The organism is Stenotrophomonas sp., assembly GCF_032061965.1.
Taxonomy (GTDB): Bacteria; Pseudomonadota; Gammaproteobacteria; order Xanthomonadales; family Xanthomonadaceae; genus Stenotrophomonas.
Genome location: NZ_DAMBEF010000039.1, coordinates 15146 through 32290, shown reverse-complemented (window position 1 = coordinate 32290; position 17145 = coordinate 15146). Strand labels below are relative to the sequence as shown.

Annotated in this window: 15 protein-coding genes; 9 read left to right on the top strand and 6 right to left on the bottom strand. The window is 64.4% G+C overall.

Annotated features, from left to right (window positions below; translation table 11 throughout):
- The 5 genes from sucC to RT460_RS16160 all read left to right on the top strand — a co-directional run.
- On the top strand, positions 1-951 hold a 951-nt coding region (sucC, locus tag RT460_RS16180; RefSeq protein WP_313320271.1), incomplete at its 5' end, for an ADP-forming succinate--CoA ligase subunit beta.
- Between the two features lie 24 nt (positions 952-975).
- Complete coding sequence (sucD, locus tag RT460_RS16175; RefSeq protein ID WP_313320269.1) at positions 976-1851, top strand: succinate--CoA ligase subunit alpha; 876 nt, start codon at positions 976-978, stop codon at positions 1849-1851.
- Between the two features lie 81 nt (positions 1852-1932).
- Entirely contained in the window at positions 1933-2199 is a 267-nt protein-coding gene (locus tag RT460_RS16170; protein ID WP_313320266.1) for a hypothetical protein, read from the top strand.
- 358 nt (positions 2200-2557) lie between these two features.
- Complete coding sequence (locus tag RT460_RS16165; protein WP_313320264.1) at positions 2558-2938, top strand: endonuclease domain-containing protein; 381 nt, start codon at positions 2558-2560, stop codon at positions 2936-2938.
- Between the two features lies 1 nt (position 2939).
- The gene (locus tag RT460_RS16160; RefSeq protein WP_313320262.1) at positions 2940-4577 is read left to right on the top strand and encodes an NAD+ synthase; all 1638 of its coding nucleotides are present in this window, start codon (positions 2940-2942) and stop codon (positions 4575-4577) included.
- Positions 4578-5002: 425 nt separating this feature from the next.
- Here RT460_RS16160 and RT460_RS16155 read toward each other — a convergent pair whose 3' ends face one another.
- On the bottom strand, positions 5003-5887 hold the full coding sequence (locus tag RT460_RS16155) for an outer membrane protein assembly factor BamD (protein WP_313320260.1): 885 nt from the start codon (positions 5885-5887) through the stop codon (positions 5003-5005).
- A gap of 117 nt (positions 5888-6004) precedes the next feature.
- Between RT460_RS16155 and rluD the strand changes: the two genes are divergently transcribed.
- From rluD to RT460_RS16135, 4 genes are read left to right on the top strand one after another with little or no spacing between them, the layout of a single operon-like run.
- Positions 6005-6994 (top strand): 23S rRNA pseudouridine(1911/1915/1917) synthase RluD, encoded by a 990-nt coding sequence (gene rluD, locus RT460_RS16150; protein WP_313320258.1) that lies wholly within the window; start codon positions 6005-6007, stop codon positions 6992-6994.
- Positions 6994-7773 (top strand): peptidoglycan editing factor PgeF, encoded by a 780-nt coding sequence (pgeF, locus tag RT460_RS16145; protein WP_313320256.1) that lies wholly within the window; start codon positions 6994-6996, stop codon positions 7771-7773. The genes rluD and pgeF overlap by 1 nt, the downstream gene beginning before the upstream one ends.
- Entirely contained in the window at positions 7770-8309 is a 540-nt protein-coding gene (locus tag RT460_RS16140; RefSeq protein WP_313320254.1) for a DUF4166 domain-containing protein, read from the top strand. The genes pgeF and RT460_RS16140 overlap by 4 nt, the downstream gene beginning before the upstream one ends.
- Positions 8302-8703, top strand: a complete 402-nt coding sequence (locus RT460_RS16135) for a thiol-disulfide oxidoreductase DCC family protein (RefSeq protein ID WP_313320251.1) — start codon at positions 8302-8304, stop codon at positions 8701-8703. Before RT460_RS16140 ends, RT460_RS16135 begins: the two co-directional genes overlap by 8 nt.
- 152 nt (positions 8704-8855) lie before the next feature.
- Here the strand turns inward: RT460_RS16135 and otsA are convergent, their stop codons facing one another.
- The 5 genes from otsA to RT460_RS16110 all read right to left on the bottom strand — a co-directional run bounded on the left by otsA (position 8856) and on the right by RT460_RS16110 (position 17051).
- Positions 8856-10223 (bottom strand): alpha,alpha-trehalose-phosphate synthase (UDP-forming), encoded by a 1368-nt coding sequence (gene otsA / locus RT460_RS16130; protein ID WP_313320249.1) that lies wholly within the window; start codon positions 10221-10223, stop codon positions 8856-8858.
- Entirely contained in the window at positions 10220-11998 is a 1779-nt protein-coding gene (locus RT460_RS16125) for a glycoside hydrolase family 15 protein (protein WP_313320247.1), read from the bottom strand. Before RT460_RS16125 ends, otsA begins: the two co-directional genes overlap by 4 nt.
- A gap of 54 nt (positions 11999-12052) precedes the next feature.
- Positions 12053-12799 (bottom strand): trehalose-phosphatase, encoded by a 747-nt coding sequence (gene otsB / locus RT460_RS16120; RefSeq protein ID WP_313320245.1) that lies wholly within the window; start codon positions 12797-12799, stop codon positions 12053-12055.
- A 222-nt stretch (positions 12800-13021) separates the two neighbouring features.
- On the bottom strand, positions 13022-14359 hold the full coding sequence (locus tag RT460_RS16115) for an OmpA family protein (protein ID WP_313320243.1): 1338 nt from the start codon (positions 14357-14359) through the stop codon (positions 13022-13024).
- A 259-nt stretch (positions 14360-14618) separates the two neighbouring features.
- Positions 14619-17051 carry a TonB-dependent receptor gene (locus tag RT460_RS16110; protein ID WP_313320240.1) on the bottom strand — a complete coding sequence of 811 codons (2433 nt, stop codon included), beginning with the start codon at positions 17049-17051 and terminating at the stop codon, positions 14619-14621.
- Positions 17052-17145 lie beyond the last annotated feature (94 nt).

Here is a 17145-nt window from a genome sequence, read left to right as displayed (position 1 = left end):
GCCAAGATGCTCGGCACCAAGATGGCCACCTACCAGACCGCCGGCGTCGAGCTGCCGATCAACCTGGTGCTGGTGACCACCGCCGGTGAGATCGTCAAGGAACTGTACCTGTCGGTGCTGGTCGATCGTGGCACCCGTACCATCAGCTTCATCGCCTCTTCGGAAGGCGGCATGGAGATCGAGCAGGTTGCTGCCGAGACCCCGGACAAGATCCACACCTTGAATGTGGACTTCGTTGAAGGCGTGCAGGGTTACCACGGCCGTGATATCGGCTTCAAGATGGGCCTGACCGCCAAGCAGGCGGGCCAGTTCGCCAGCATCATGGTCAACCTGTACCGCATCTTCAACGAGAAGGACCTGGCACTGGTTGAGATAAACCCGTTGGCCATCCTGGACGACGGCAACCTGTACGCGCTGGACGGCAAGTTCAACAGCGACGACAACGCCGCGTTCCGTCACAAGGAACTGGTTGCCATGCGCGACAAGTCCCAGGAAGACGAAACCGAAGTGACCGCTTCGGAGCTGGACATCAACTACGTCACCATGGACGGCAACATCGGCTGCATGGTCAACGGCGCAGGCCTGGCCATGGCCACCATGGACGTGATCAAGCTCAATGGCGGCGAGCCGGCGAACTTCCTGGACGTGGGCGGTGGCGCCAACAAGCAGCGCGTGATCGAAGCGTTCAAGCTGATCCTGTCCTCGGACAAGGTCGAAGGCATCTTCGTCAACATCTTCGGCGGCATCGTCCGCTGCGACATGATCGCCGAAGGCATCATTGCCGCGGTGAAGGAAGTGGGCGTCAAGGTTCCGGTCGTGGTGCGCCTGGAAGGCACCAACGTGGAAGAAGGCAAGCAGCTGCTGCGTGACAGCGGCATGGCCATCATCCCGGCAGACAACATCAACGACGGCGCCAAGAAGGTCGTTGAAGCGGTCAAGAACGCCGCCTGATCCACGACACCTAAGGAATTACCAATGAGCGTTTTGATCAACAAGAACACCAAGGTGATCGTGCAGGGCTTTACCGGCCAGCAGGGCACCTTCCACGCGACCCAGATGATCGAGTACGGCACCCAGGTTGTCGGCGGCGTGACCCCGGGCAAGGGCGGCACCACCCACATCGACCTGCCGGTGTTCAACACCGTGGCCGATGCCGTACAGGCAACCGGCGCTGACGCGTCGGTCATCTACGTGCCGCCGCCGTACGCGGCCGACGCGATCCTGGAAGCCGCTGCTGCCGGCATCAAGGTCATCGTCTGCATCACCGAAGGCATCCCGGTGCTGGACATGCTGCGCGTGGACAACGTGCTGAAGGGTTCGCATCCGGACACCGTGCTGATCGGGCCGAACTGCCCGGGCGTCATCACTCCGGGCGAGTGCAAGATCGGCATCATGCCGGGCCACATCCACATGCCGGGCAAGATCGGCATCGTGTCGCGTTCGGGCACCCTGACCTATGAAGCGGTCAAGCAGACCACCGAAGTCGGCCTGGGCCAGTCCACCTGCATCGGTATCGGTGGTGACCCGATCAACGGCCTGAACTTCGTCGACTGCCTGAAGCTGTTCAACGAAGACCCGCAGACCGAAGGCATCATCATGGTTGGCGAAATCGGCGGCGACGCTGAAGAGGCCGGTGCCGAGTACATCAAGCAGTTCGTGAAGAAGCCGGTTGTGGGCTTCATCGCCGGCGCGTCGGCTCCGGCCGGCAAGCGCATGGGCCACGCCGGTGCGATCGCATCGGGCGGCAAGGGCACGGCGGAAGGCAAGTTCGCGGCGATGGAAGCCGCTGGCGTTGTCACCGTCCGCTCGCCGGGCGACCTGGGCGCTGCGATTGCGAAGCTGGTCAAGTAAGACTGCGCTTCAGTGATTTGAGAGAGGCCACCTTCGGGTGGCCTTTCTTGTTTTGGGGTTGGGGGAGAAGGGCGGGAGCTGATGGCAAAACCAAAACCAAAGCAGGAGCTTGCCCTCACCCCTACCCCTCTCCCGCAGGCGGGAGAGGGGACAGCAACTGCGACAGCGAGGAGCACAGCCGAAGCCAAAGCCAAAACCAAAACCGAAGCCAAAACCGAAGCCAAAACCGAAGCCAAAACCGAAGCCCGCAGTTCGAAGCATCGGACTGCGTCACTCTCAAAATTTCCAGCTAAACGTGCCACCCATCCAAGCGGCAGCGGCTTCTTCGGCTTCTCCCGCTGCATTTGAGGCAGCCCCGGTGTTTGGCTTTTAGGCCCCGCCTTAGCTCTATCTCTATCCCGAGCTCCGGTTCCGACATCAAATCTGGATCTCGCTGTGGCTGTGGCTGTAGCTGTGCCTGTGCCTGTGCCTGTGGCTTTGGCTTTGGCTTTGGCTTTGGATTCGGCTTTGGCCTGTGCTTTGTGCACTTGCTGTCCCCTCTCCCGCTTGCGGGAGAGGGGTAGGGGTGAGGGCAAGCTCCTGCCTTTGCTTCCCTGCCTCTGCCTCATATCGCCAACCCAACGGCAATCCCCCCGGCCGACGGCTTGGTTTTCCCGATTCCAACCGGTGGTCCCACCGGCAATCGTCTTCCAATCAGCAGGCGACCATGCGCAAAGGCAGTAAAACCAGCAGCGCCCGTGCCCTGCGGCGGCGCATGACCGAGGCCGAGCGGCGCATCTGGTACTTCCTGAGGGGCCGCCACCTGGCTGACTTCAAGTTCCGCCGCCAACACCCCATCGGCCCTTATGTCGTGGATTTCGTGTGTCTGGCGCACAAACTGGTGATCGAACTGGACGGCAGCCAGCACGCCACCGACCCCAATGATCTGCGCCGTGACGCTTTCCTGCACCGCAGCGGCTACCGTGTGCTGCGCTTCTGGAATAATGAAGCCCTGAGCCACACTGCCGCGGTTTGTGAAAGCATCCTGCGTGCAGCATCGGTAATACCAAGCCCCCGCAGGGTGCGGGGCCAAGCAGAAGGTTGTTGATATGTCCGAATCGCTACGCATCGCCCTGGCCCAGTTCGATTTCCCGGTCGGGGACGTGGACGGCAACGTCAGCCGCATCATCGAGTTGATGCATGAGGCGCGCGACGAGTACGGGGCCGACGTGGTGTTGTTCCCGGAACTGGCGGTTAGCGGCTATCCGCCCGAGGACCTGCTGATGCGACCGGGGTTCCTGCGCGACTGCGAGCAGGCATTGGGGCGCATTGCCGCGGAAGCCAAGGACATCGTCGCGGTGGTGGGCTGGCCGCAGAGCGCTGGTGCGGTGGTCTACAACGCGGCCAGCGTGCTGCGTGATGGCGTGGTGGAGACCACCTATCGCAAACGCGAGTTGCCGAACTATGCGGTGTTCGATGAGCGCCGTTACTTCGATGTGGACCCCGACGGCGGCAACTGCGTGTTCCAGGTCAACGGGGTCTCGGTTGGCCTGGTCATCTGCGAGGACCTGTGGTTCCCCGAGCCGCTGGCCGCCACCGCCAAGGCCGGGGCGGAGCTGGTGCTGGTACCCAACGCGTCCCCCTATGAGCGTGGCAAGCATGCCCAGCGTGATGCGCTGTTGGCCGAGCGCAGCCGCGAAAGCGGCGTGGCAATCGCCTACGTGAATACCATCGGCGGGCAAGATGCGGTGGTATTTGACGGCGCTTCGGTGGTTGCCGATGGCGATGGCACGGTACACCCGGCAGCCGTGGCCTTCACCGAGGAAATGCTGGTCGTTGAGTACAACGTCGCCGGCCGCAGTTTCATGCCGCTGCGCTGGATCGACGACGGTGACGAAAGCATGGACGCACTGGCGTGGCGTTCGGTCACCCGGGGCATCCAGGATTACTGCCGCAAGAATGGCTTCGGCAAGGTCTGGCTGGGGCTGTCCGGCGGCATCGATTCGGCGCTGGTGCTGGCCCTGGCGGTGGATGCGTTGGGGGCCGAGAACGTCACCGCGGTCAGCCTGCCCTCGCGCTACACCGCCGACCTGTCCAATGACCTGGCGGTGGAGCAATGCCGCGCGCTGGGGGTGAAGCTGGAAACGGTGCCGATTGAACCGGCATTCAAGGGGTTGATGGAATCCCTGTCGGCCATGTTCGAAGGGCAAGCAGCGGATGTGACGGAGGAAAACCTGCAGTCGCGCAGTCGCGGCGTGATCCTGATGGCGCTGAGCAACAAGTTCGGTGGCCTGCTGCTGACCACCGGCAACAAGAGCGAGTACGCGGTGGGCTATGCCACCATCTATGGAGACATGTGCGGTGGTTATGCGCCGCTGAAGGATCTGTACAAGACCGAGGTCTACGGCCTGTCCAAGTGGCGCAATACGGTAGGCGGCGCCCCCGTGATCCCGCCGGCGGTGATCGCGCGTGCGCCATCGGCGGAACTGCGTGACAACCAGACCGACCAGGACTCATTGCCTGCCTACGACGTGCTGGACGGCATCCTCTACCGCTACATCGACCAGGAGCAGTCGCGCGATGACGTGATTGCGGCCGGCTATGCGCCGGACGTGGTGGACCGCGTACTCAAGCTGGTGCGCATCAGCGAATGGAAGCGTCACCAGGCGGCCCCCGGGCCCAAGGTGTCCCGGCGCGCGTTCGGGCGGGAGCGCCGCTACCCGATCACCAATGGTTATCGCGGTTGACCAGCGCAGGAAAGAAGGGGCCGGGAGGCCCCTTCTTTTTGGCTACGGGAAGCAGGGCCCGTGTGGTTGCCCCTTGCCAATACTTGTGTCGGGCCCTGACATGCACGGCCAAATGCTTGGCAAGTCACCACGCCACTATCGAGGCACAAGAAAACATCGAATCGAATCTCTCTCCCTGCCACTGCCCCAAGCGGTGGCAACTTTTTGCACCCCGGGAGACGTTGGCCACGGGAATCTCGTAGAACATCGGGAGCTGTGCGTGCAAGCCGGGCGCGGTGAAAGGGTCGCCTCCCGCCAACTGGCGATTTCCCCCCAATGCCGTATGCCGCCCTCGCGCCGTTGGGGTCCCCGGCGTTGCACTCAAATCGGCCCAAACAATAAGGGGCCCCATCGGGGCCCCTTGCGGTGTCTTGCTTTGCAGCTGATTACTTGTTGCGGCTCATGGTCGCGTTGCTCTGGCCGGTGGCAACCGACTTTTCGCCGGCGAACGGGTTGAGCTTGCGGATCATCCACGGGTATTTCGGCCAGTTGCCGGCCAGCCACGGGTGCTCAGGCTGGTTCAGCTCGAGCACGCGACGGGCGTCGTCGGCCAGGGTCTTGTTGCCCAGGTGGGTATAGGCCTCGCCCAGGATGGCCACGGCGTCGTACTGGAACGCGCTCTGCGGGTAGGTTTCCAGCAGGTAGTTGGCGCGGCCGGCGGCCGATACCCAGGCACCACGACGGGCGTAATACAGGGCATTGTCCAGCTCGTGCTGGGCGAACACGTCACGCAGCTCGACCATGCGCTGGCGCGCATCGGCGGCGTAGCGGCTGTTCGGGTAGCGCTCGGTGACGATATTGAAATCGGCATAGGCCTGGCGCGGGGTCGACAGATCGCGACGGCTCGGGTCCAGGGACCATACGCGGCGCAGGAAAACCGTATCGCGGTTGCCGTTGGCCAGACCACGCAGGTAGTACAGGTAGGCGATGTTGCGGTGGGTCGGGTAGGTACGGATGAAGCGGTCGATGCTCGACACGGCGTCATCGTTCTTGCCGGCCTTGTACTGGGCATAGGCGCTTTCGATCATCGCCTGCTCGGTGTACGGGCCGTACGGATACTGCGCAATCAGGCGCCGAAAGCTGGTTTCGGCACCGGACCAGTTGCCGCCCTCCATCAGCTTGTGGCTCTTTTCATAGAGCTGTTCGACCGGCGCGCCTTCATCGGCGTCCTTCTTGGCGCCGCGGTGGCAGCCAGTGGCGACGAAGACCAATACCAGCAACAGGGCGGTGAGGCGGACGGGCGCGGACAGCAGCGAGGAGCGTCGGATCATGGGTTCAGGGCAGGACGCGGCAGGAATACGAAGGGGCGATGATAGCCTAGTGGCCTGTCCTGCGACTGACTGTTGCCGTCAGGACCCCATAATTTCGTCTTTAGCCGGTCTTTGCCCATGTCCGAGAACACCTCCTCCACCCAGCGCCAGGCGCTGGTCCCCGATTCCGCCGCCGGCCGTCGCTTCGACGCGGTGGTAGCTGAACTGTTTCCTGAATTCTCCCGCTCACGCCTGTCCGAATGGATCAAAACCGGCGCGGTGCTGATGGACGGCGAGCCGGCCCGGCCGCGCGACCCGGTCCGTGGCGGCGAACAGGTCAGCCTGAATGCGGTGCTGGAAACCGAAACCCACGCCCTGCCAGAGGACATCCCGCTGTCGGTGCTGTACGAGGACGAGCACGTCTTCGTGATCGACAAGCCGGCTGGGCTGGTGGTTCATCCCGGCGCTGGCAACCCGACCGGCACGCTGGTCAACGCGCTGTTGTTCCGTGATCCGGAGCTGGCCAAGGTACCGCGCGCAGGCATCGTGCATCGCTTGGACAAGGACACCAGTGGCGTCATGGTGGTGGCGCGCACGCTGCAGGCGCAGACCGCCCTGGTGGAGCAGCTGTCGGCACGTGAGGTCCATCGCCAGTACCTGGCCGTGGTGGTCGGTGCGCTGGTGGCCGGTGGCACGGTGGATGCGGCGATTGACCGCCACCCGCGCGACCGCCTGAAGATGGGCGTGCGCGAAGATGGCAAGGACGCGGTTACCCATTACCGCCTGCGCGAGCGCTTCCGCGCCCACACTGCGTTGGAGTGCCGCCTGGAAACAGGCCGTACCCACCAGATCCGCGTGCACATGGCGCATCTGAAGCACGCCATCGTCGGCGACCCGCTGTACGGCGGCGCGTTGAAACTGCCCAAGGGTGCCAGCGACGAACTGGTCGCGCAGCTGCGTGGCTTCAAGCGTCAGGCCCTGCATGCCGAGACGTTGGAGTTCCAGCACCCGATCACCGGCGAAACCATCAGCAATTCCGCCGCCGTGCCGGGTGACCTGTTGGCGTTGATGAAGGCATTGCGTGAGGACTCGCAGGCCTTCGCCGAGCGCGAGCGGGGCCGCTGGTAATGGCCCAGGCCGGTCCGCTGTGGGCGGCTGACTGGCCTGCTCCCCCGGGGGTGCGGGCGGTCACCACGTTGCGCTATGGCGCGGGTGGTTCGCAGCCTCCGTTCGACACGTTCAACCTGGGCAACCGGACCGCTGCCGATGGCGACGATCCGGCCCAGGTGCAGCGCAATCGTGATGAGCTCCAGCAGTTGGCGCAGTTGCCGTCGGCCGCGCATTGGCTGCGGCAGGTACACAGCAGCGACGTCGTGCGCTTCGACGCGCCGCCACACGCCCAGGGGCTGGAGGCTGAGCCGACCGCCGACGCCGCCGTGACTTCGGTGCCGGGGGTGGTACTGGCCATCCTCACTGCGGACTGCCTGCCGGTGGTGTTCGCCGCCCGTGACGGCAGCGAGGTGGCTGCAGCGCATGCAGGCTGGGGTGGCTTGGCGCGCGGCATGCTGGAAAACACGCTGGCCGCCATGCACACCCCCGCTGAGGCGCTGGTGGCGTGGATAGGCCCTGCGGCGGGGCCTGCCCTGTACGAGGTTGGCGTGGACGTGCGTGAGGCCTTCCTGGCGCATTCCAGCGCCGCTGAGCAGCATTTCGTCGCCACCCGGCCCGGCCACTGGAAGGTGGACCTGCCAGGGCTGGCCCGGCAGCGGCTGCAGGCGGCCGGCATGCTGCCGGGGGCGATCCACGGCGGCGACCTGTGCACCATGGCCGATCCGCAGCGCTGGTTCTCGCATCGCCGTGATCGCCGCAGTGGCCGTATTGCCACCCTGGTATGGATGGCGCCATGAGCACGCCGCTGTTCGCGCAGGTGCTTGGTCCTGCGTTCGAGCAGTTGGCCCCGCAGGTTCGTGCGCTGCACTCGATCCGGACGCGGCAACGTTGGAGCGGGCAGGGTGAGGTGCTGCGCGGTACGCATTGGCTGGTAGCGCCCTGCGCCTGGCTGACGCGGCTGCCGCCGAGCTCAAGCGTGCCGGTGACGGTGGAGTTCGTGGTTGATGCCAAGGGGGAACGCTGGAACCGGCAGTTCGGCCCTGCGCGCATGGCCTCGCGGCTTTGGCAGCGTGAGGGCCGCCTGTTCGAGCAACTGGGCGCGCTGCGTTTCCGCTTTGGGCTGCGCGAAGAAGACGGGCAGATCCTGTGGCGGGCGGAGCGTGCCTGGGCGTTCGGGGTGTTGCCGTTGCCGGCACGCTGGTTCGCGCAGGTGCATTGCCGCGAGCGTGAGCAGGCCGGCCGCTATGAATTTCTTGTGGACGTATCGATGCCGTTGATCGGGCGGCTGATCCGTTACGAAGGCTGGTTGTTGCCGGAGCAAGCGCATGGCTGAGCCGGCGGTGATCGTGTTCGATGGCGTCTGCGCGCTGTGCAGCCGCTGGGTGCGGTTCCTGCTGCGTTTTGATCGCGCGGGGCGCTACCGGTTCGCAGCAATGCAGGGCGCGCAGGGGCGGACGTTGCTGGCCGCCCACGGGCTGGATCCGGAAGATCCGCTGTCATTCCTGCTGGTAGTTGATGGCGTGGCCTATACCGATACCGATGCAATCGTGCGGGTGGTGACAGGCTTGGGTGGGGCTTGGCGTTTGGCCGGGCTGGCGTGGGTGTTGCCGGCGTCGCTGCGAGACCCGGCTTACCGCTGGCTGGCGCGGAACCGGTATCGCTGGTTTGGGCGGCATGACAGCTGTTTTCTGCCGACGGTGGAGCAGCGCGGGCGGTTTTTGGATTGAGGGCTTTGGTTTGGGGTTTGCTTGCTAGGAGCTTCCCCCTCTCCCCAACCCCTCTCCCGCAAGGGGAGAGGGGCTCTACAGCTGCAATTGCGCGCAATGTTTTGACTTGCGGCCCTCTGAGCCCCTCTCCCCTTGCGGGAGAGGGGGGTGCTCTACCTCCCCTCCAACGCCAACAAATAGTCCCGCCGCCAGCGGTGGATATCGAACTTCCGCAGGTGTTCCATCATCACCTGCCAACGCTCGACGCGTTCACTGCGCGGCATGCCTGCGGCGGTCGCAATCGCGTCAGCCACCCCGTCCAGGTCATGCGGATTGACCAGCAAGGCCTGCTTCAACTCATCTGCCGCACCGGCCAGAAGCGACAGCACCAGCACGCCCGGATCGTCCGGATTCTGTGCAGCAATGTATTCCTTGGCCACCAGGTTCATGCCATCGCGCAAGGGCGTTACCAGGCCAACTGCCGCTTGCCGGTAGAACCCGGTCAAGGTGCTGTGTGCATAGTTCTGGTTGACGTAGCGCAGGGGCGTCCAGTCCGCCTCGGCGTGGCTGCCGTTGATATGCCCTGCCAAGCGCTCCAGCTCGCCGCGCAGCTTGCGGTACTCGGTCACGCTGCCGCGCGACACCGGCGCAATCTGCAGGAAGGTCATGCCGCCTTTCTGCTGCGGGTAGCGGTCGAGGTAGCGGGCGAAGCCATGGAAGCGCTCAGGCAGCCCTTTGGAGTAATCCAGTCGATCGACGCCGATGGCGAGTTTGCGGTGTTGCAAGCTCTGGCGCAGGTCGCGTACCGGCTTGTTGCCGACCGCGCTGCGTGCCTGGCGGGCGATGTGTTCGGTGTCGATGCCGATGGGGAAAGCGGAGGTGCGCACACGGCGCCCATCCGGTGCCTGGATCCACTCGCTGTCCACCAGCCCGCCGCCGCCGAACAGGCGGACATAGGACTGGAAGCGATCCACATCGCGACGGGTCTGGAAGCCAAGCAAGTCGTAGGCATAGAGCGTCTGGAGCAGCGCCCGGTGTTCCGGCAGCGCCTGCATCAGGTCCGCAGAAGGCACCGGCACATGCAGGAAGAAGCCGATCCGGCAGCCGACGCCGCGTTCGCGCAGCAACGATGCCAGTGGAATCAGGTGGTAATCATGGATCCAGACGGTGTCGTCGTCGCGTAGCAGCGGCGCCAGCGTGTCCGCGAACAAGGTGTTGACCTTCCAATAGCCCTCACGCTTGCGGCGGTCGTAGTCGACCAGGTCCAGGCGGAAATGCAGCAGCGGCCACAATGCGCGGTTGGCGAAGCCGTTGTAATAGTTGTCCAGGTCGGTCTTGGACAGGTCCATGGTCAGGTAGCGGATGGCACCGTCCTGGGCTTCATGCAGCGCGCCGCTTTCGCCGCTGACGCTGCGTCCACTCCAGCCGAACCAGAGGCCGCCACGCTCGCCCAGTGCGGCCAGCAGGCCGCTTGCCAGGCCGCCGGCACGGTTCTCGCCGGGGATGGCCACCCGGTTGGACACCACCACCAATCGGCTCACGACGCCTCCTGCCAACTGCGCGACAGGCGCATGGCGGCGATCACCAGGCCGACGTGCGAATAGGTCTGCGGGAAATTGCCCCAGGCCTGGCCGTCAAACGCCAGGTCTTCGGACAGCAGGCCCAGGTGATTGCTTTGCTGCAGCAGCATTTCAAACATCTCGCGCGCTTCATCCATGCGCCCGATCGCGGCCAGCGCGTCGATGTACCAGAAGGTACAGATGGTGAAGCTGGTCTCGGGTGTGCCGAAATCATCGGGTGCGGTGTAGCGGTACAATGCATTGCCATGCTTCAGGTCGCGGCCGATGGCCTCGACGGTGGCGATGAAGCGTGCGTCATCGGCGGCGATGAAGCCGATGTCGGCCAGCAGCAGCAAGGACGCGTCCAGCCGATGGCCGCCGTATGTATCGGTGAAGTGGCCCAGCTGCTCACTCCAGGATTCCTGCATGATCCTTGCGTGGATCTGGTTGGCGCGTTCGCGCCAATAAATGGCCCGGCCATCGAGCTTCAGCCGCGTTGCGATCTTTGAAAGCCGATCACACGCGGCCCAGCACATCGCACTGGTATAGGTGTGCACTTCGGTGCGGCCACGGAACTCCCACAAGCCGGCATCCGGCACGTCATGCAAGGCGAAGGCCTGCTCACCCAGCGGCTCCAGCCGCGCGAAGGTATGCGTGTCGCCTGGGTCCTGCAGGCGCTGGTCGAAGAACAATTGCGTGGATGCCAATACCACGCTGCCATAGACGTCATGCTGGCGCTGCACCCAGGCCAGGTTGCCGCGGCGCACCGGGCCCATGCCACGGTAGCCGGCCAGGGTGGCGACTTCGTCTTCGTCCAGCTTGGCTTCAAAGCCGATGCCGTACAGCGGTTGCAGGCTGCCATCGTGGGTGGCCAGGTTGAAGATATAGCCCAGGAACTGCTCCATCGTGCGGGTGGCACCCAGGCGATTGAGCGCGCGCACCACAAAGGCGGCATCGCGCAGCCAGCAATAGCGGTAATCCCAGTTGCGGCTGCTGCCGGGGGCTTCCGGGATGGAGGTGGTCATCGCCGCGATGATGGCGCCGCTGTCTTCGTACTGGCACAGCTTCAAGGTAATGGCGCTGCGGATCACCGCGTCCTGCCATTCCAGCGGTACCGACAGATACCGCACCCATTCGCGCCAGTAGTCGCGGGTACGCTGCATCGCTTCCTGTACGTAGCCGCTGAGCGAGCGATTGAGGGACTCGTCCACGCCCAGCACCAGATGCACGCGGTGGTTGAGGACAAACGGCAGGCCGTCGCGGACAAAGCGCACCGGTACATCGGTGGTAAGGCGCAGCACCATATCCGGCAACAGCCAGCGGATGTGATTGCTGCCCCAGGTGGTCTCCGGTTGGCGCGCTCCCCAGTCCGCCAGCGGTCGTGCGCGGATCACCAGGCGCGGGTTGCCGGAAAGCGGGGTGATCTGCCGGATCAGGCTCACCGGACGGTAGAAGCGGTCGTTCTGGCGCCAGCGCGGTGCGAAATCGATGATCTCTACCGCGCCGCCATGTGTGTCACGCAGCACCGTGCGCAGGATCGCGGTATTGGTCAGGTAGGATTGCTCGCTGTCGCGGAAATCCTCCAGCTCGATACCGAAGTCGCCTCCGGTGTGCTGGGTCGGGCCGAGCAGGGCACAGAATGCCGGGTCACCGTCAAAGCTTGGCAGGCAGCTCCAGACCACGCGTGCCTGTTTGTCGATAAGTGCACCGAAACTGCCATTGCCCACTACGCCAAGGTCGAGAGTGGCGTCTTGCATTGCGTTCTCCTTGTTGCGCGAACGCCACGGGCGCCGCTGTTTCCTCCGGATGGGTCAGAAAATGGCTGCACGCAGCCAAGCGTGTACGGCGCTGATGTCAGGCAGGGCACAGCGGGCCTGGCTGCTTTCGCGCCGGCCAACCAGCACGCCGATGCCGCCAAGCTGCTGGGCGGCCTCAAAGCCGTGCTCATCGGTGAGGTCGTCGCCGACGAACAGCGGGCGGCGGTCCTTGAACGGCGCATGCTGCATCAGCTGTTGAAGGGCGCGCCCCTTGTCGTGGCCACTGCCGACAAATTCGATGACATGATTTCCCGGCTGCAGGCGCACGCCGGAAAGCTGCGGCAATTGGGCTTGCGCGAATTCGATGACGGCTCCGCCGGCTTGCGGTGCATTGCGCCAATGCACGGCCAGCGCCTGACCCTTGTTTTCGATCAGGACGCCAGGATGCGCATGTGCCAGCTGCATCGCGCGCTGATGCAGTGCATGCAACCAGGCGGCGGTGTCGGGTTCGGTGAGCCGCGCGTCGGGCGAGTTCAGCAGCTGCGCACCATGCAGGCCCGCCATGGGCAGGCGCAGCGGCGCAAACATCGATTGCAGTTGGCTGACAGGTCGGCCACTCAGCAGCGCGAGCGCGCCACCCAGCCGTTGCTGCACGCTGGCCAGCAGGGTGAGCAGGGGCGAGTCGGGCGCTACCTTGTCCGGATGGTCGGCAAAGGCGAGCAGGGTGCCATCAACATCGAGAAACAGTGCGTCGTCATCTGCCAGCGCCGGTGGGTACGGTCGCTGTAGGTCATCAAGCATGCACCCACTATGCCGCAGGGCTTGTTAGAGGAAAGTCATTTGGGGTGAAGCTTTTTTGGGTGTACGTGCTTGCGGAGCAGCCCTCACCCCAACCCCTCTCCCGCGTGCGGGAGAAGGGCTGGTGCACTACGAGCGCGAGCAATGTGAGCCCCTCTCCCGCACGCGGGAGAGGGGTTGGGGTGAGGGCAGCTCCGCAAGCAAGCAACCCCACCCGCGCAAACATCACTTGCTAACCGCAAACTCAATCCGGCGGTTCTGCGCTCGGCCTTCTTCGGTGTCATTGCTGGCACGCGGCTTTTCCTGACCATAGCCCTTGCCGGTCAGTACGTCGGCAGCAACGCCCAGTTCGGCCAACTTGGCTACAACGGCTTCAGCGCGGTGCTGGCTCAACGTGACATTGGCGGCGGCATCACCCGTGTTGTCGGTGTATCCACCCACTTCGATCTTCGTCCCTGCCGGCGCCTGCTTGATCGCATTGGCGGCGTTGGTCAGTGTTTCCAGGCTGTCGCGGGTGATGGTGGCCGAACCTGTGTCGAAGTAGATGTTCATCAGGTTCAACGCCTTGACCAGGTCATCACCGCTGAAGCCGGCCTTGAGCCCAGCCAATGCGGCGGCGGCACGGTCCCAGAGGCCGCTGATCTCGAAACCACCAAACAGGTTGCGCAGCTTGTCACTGACCGTGAACCGGTCGGCTTCGGAAAGGCCACTGGTGTCGATGTTGAGTTTGTCCCCATCAAAGCCGAATTTCAGGCCCTTGGCTTTCAGTTCGGGCAGTGCGGCGATCAGCTTGTCCAGCCAGTTCGCAGGCAGGGTGGCCGGATCCACGGTGATGTCACCCGAAAGATTGCCTTCGCCGAAGTTGGCCTTCAGTGCATCCCATAGCCGGGTCTTGTCGGCGTCGCTGGCCACCTGGCCGTTGACCATGACCTTGCCATCCACGTTCTCGAAGCCGAAACGCGGATTGGCCTGGGCGACCGGGGCCGCAGCGGGCTGCATTGTTGCCGCCGGTTCGGCTGGCGGCGGGGGGGCTGCTTCTTCCTTCTTGCAGCTGCGGAACAACAGGAAGGCGGCGATCAGGATGATCAGCGGGATCAGCCATTTCCAGATGCCCCCGGAGGATGCCGGAGCCACCGGTGCTGGCCTGCTGGTGGAGGTGGCGACAGGCGCGGCGGTGCCGAACCAGCGATCGTAGTCGGCTGGACGCGATGTCGGCAGGGTACCGCCCGGGGTCAGCAGCCCGACGATCTTGGGCAGCAGCCAGGCACCGGCCATGTTGACCGCAGCGGCTGGGATACCGAGCTTGCTGGCGATACCGCTGGACAGGTTCTGTCCAAAGCCAGCGCTGAACTGATCCGGCTGCAGCACGTTGTCGCCGGGGGTGGTGCCGATCCACGAGGCGAACAGATCCCCCAGTCCGGCATGGTCAAAGCGCGTTCGTAGACCGGCAAAACCGCCGTGCGCTGGATCGAAGATGTCATCGACAAGCGAACGCACAAGGCGCCCTGCGTTGTCGCCAAGATGAAAGCGGTTGGCCGCTTCGCGAATCAACGACTCGAACATATACGCCTCCGCAAGGTGAACCGGACTGGATGTGCCGGCAGGCGTAAGGAGCGCCATGCGGGGTTAAAGCTGGATGAATTCGGGGTTTGTTGGGGGGGCTACTGGCCAGGAGCTTCCCCTCACCCCAACCCCTCTCCCGCGCGCGGGAGAGGGGCTCGCATCGCTCGCGCTCGTAGTGAATTAGCCCCTCTCCCGCCTGCGGGAGAGGGGTTGGGGTGAGGGGAAGCTTCTAAGCAAGCACCCCTTCCCCAAACACAAATCAGAACGTAAACCGCACCCGCCCGTACCAATACGCGCCGTTGCTGCCAATCGGCGACAGCACGTCATAAGGCAGGTTGCCGAAGTAGTAGATGTCCTCGTTCGACTTGTCCGGGTAGTTGTCGGTCAGGTTCTGGCCGCCGACGGCAACACTCCACTGTGGGGTGATGCGGTATTCGACTTCTGCGTCCAGCTGCCATTCGGCCTGGTAGGTCTGGGTGGGGACATAGCCATCGCCGAAATCGAACACGCGCTTGGCGCTGCCGTGGCGGCTGAGGCGGCTGCTCAACGACCAGTTGTCGTTGGCCCAGCTGGCGGCGAACTGCGCACGGGTGCGCGGTGCGGCATCGGTCAGCGTATTGCTCTCTTCCACGCCGAACAGCACGTAGTCCGGGTCCAATGCCAGCAGCTGCGCCGGGGTTGCCAGCACATTCTTCAGCTCGGTCTTGGCGTAGCTCCAGGTGCCGGTCAGCAACAGTTCGCCGTCGCCCAGCGATTGCCGCCAGTTGCCGACAAACTCGGCGCCACGGGTGCGGGTGTCGGCGGCGTTGACGAAGTAGTGCGCGCTTTCCAGACCGCTGACGCCGAACTGCTGCTGCACGAAGTCGGTCAACGCGTCGCCGCTGATGCTCTCCGACAGGGCGATGCGGTCATCGATATCGATCTGGAACAGGTCCAGCGACAGATCGAAGTGGCTGCCGATCTGGCTGGTGAAGCCCAGGCTGTAGTTGATCGACTTTTCCGGCTTCAGATCGGTGGCGCCGAGTGCACGCGCGATCGGATTGTTGACCGACAGCAGACGCCCCTGTACCAGCTGGCCGCCCGCGGTGTAGCCGGTCGAGGTGGACTCGTAGCCGATCTGGCTCAGCGACGGTGCGTGGAAGTTGTTGGAGATCGAACCACGCAGGGCGAAGGCTGGCGCAAAGGCGTAACGCGCGCCGATCTTGCCGGTCAGCTCGCCGCCGAAATCCTGGTAGTGCTCGTAGCGTGCGGCGATATCGGTCGAAAATCTCTCGCCGAAGGTGGAGGACAGGCTGGTGTAAGCGCTGATCACATCGCGCGACAGATCGGCCTCGTCCTGCGGGGTCAAGCCACCGCCGGCCTGCGAACCGGTCGGGCGGTCGGTGTACGGCCCTGCAGCGTAGCTGGCCGGGTCGCCGGCACCGGTTTCATAGCGCTCGTGGCGGCCTTCAATGCCGAAGCCCAGGCTGTGGCTGTCGTTCTCGCGCACGAAGATGCGGCCGACGTCGAGGTTGGCCACGGTCTGGGCGAAGCTGAAATCACCGGTCTTGAAGCGGGTAGGGCTGGTCGGGCCCAGCGAGGCATTGAGCGAGTCGCGCAGGCGGTAGGTGAACTCATTGCGGCCGTGGTCGAGGCTGGCGTCGTAGTTCCATTCGGCCCATTGGCCACGCGCGCCGGCAACCAGTTGCACGTCCAGGTTTTCACCCTCGGAGATGGGCCGGTAGCCGTTCGGATACAGCTCCTTCCAGTTGGCCTCGCCATCCGGATAGCGGAAATAGTTGGCGCCTTCGGTATCGCGCTGGTTGTAGGTGCCGAAGGCATAGGCCTTGGAGGTCGTGCCGAACGGAATCTCGGCATTGAACCAGGCATTGAGGTCCTTGCTGGCACCATCGCCCAGCGAATAATTGCGCTTGCCGGCCAGCGCCAGATTGTCCGGGGTCTGCGCTTCCCACGGCGGGATCTGGTCGAAGCCTGCGCGGTTGGTGGCTTCGCGGTTCTTCAGTTCCAGGCCGACACGCAGGAAGCCGCCGTCATCGGTCAGGGCGGTGCCGACCTTGGCGCTGAAAAAACTGGTCTGGCCATCGGTGAGGGTGCGGTCGATCGGCTTGAGGTCGGTATGGTGTGCGCCAAAGCTGGCCTCAATGGCGCCGCCTTCCGGCGCGTCGTCGAGGATCACGTTGATCACCCCGGCCACTGCGTCCGAGCCATACAGCGCGCCAGCGCCGTCACGCAGCACCTCGATGCGCTTGATCGCGCTGACCGGGATGGCATTGAAATCGACCGGCGTGGTGCCCTTGCCGATCTTGCTGTCGGTGTTGACCAGTGCGCTGTTGTGGCGGCGCTTGCCGTTGATCAGCACCAGCACCTGGTCCGGCGACAGGCCGCGCAACTGCGCGGCGCGCACGTGGTCGGCGCCGCCGGAGTTGGACTGGCGCGGGAAGTTGAACGAGGGCAGCAGCGCCTGCAGCGCGCTGCCCAGCTCACCGTTGACCACGCCGGCCTTGCGGATGTCCTCGGCGCTGAGCACGTCCACCGGTGCGGTGGATTCCAGCACGGTGCGGTCGACAGCGCGGGTGCCAGTGACGATCACCGTGTCCAGGTTGGTTGCCTGCGGGGCATCCTGGGCAAAGGCGGGGGAAGACAGCGCCAGCGCGATGGCCAGGCCGAGCGGGGCCGAGGTGGGGCGGGACATGGAAGCTCCGGAACAGATAGGGGGAGAAAGTTGCACTTACATCCATCCGGATGAAGCGATATATTATCTTCGCGTTAACGCCGCCGCCGGCGCA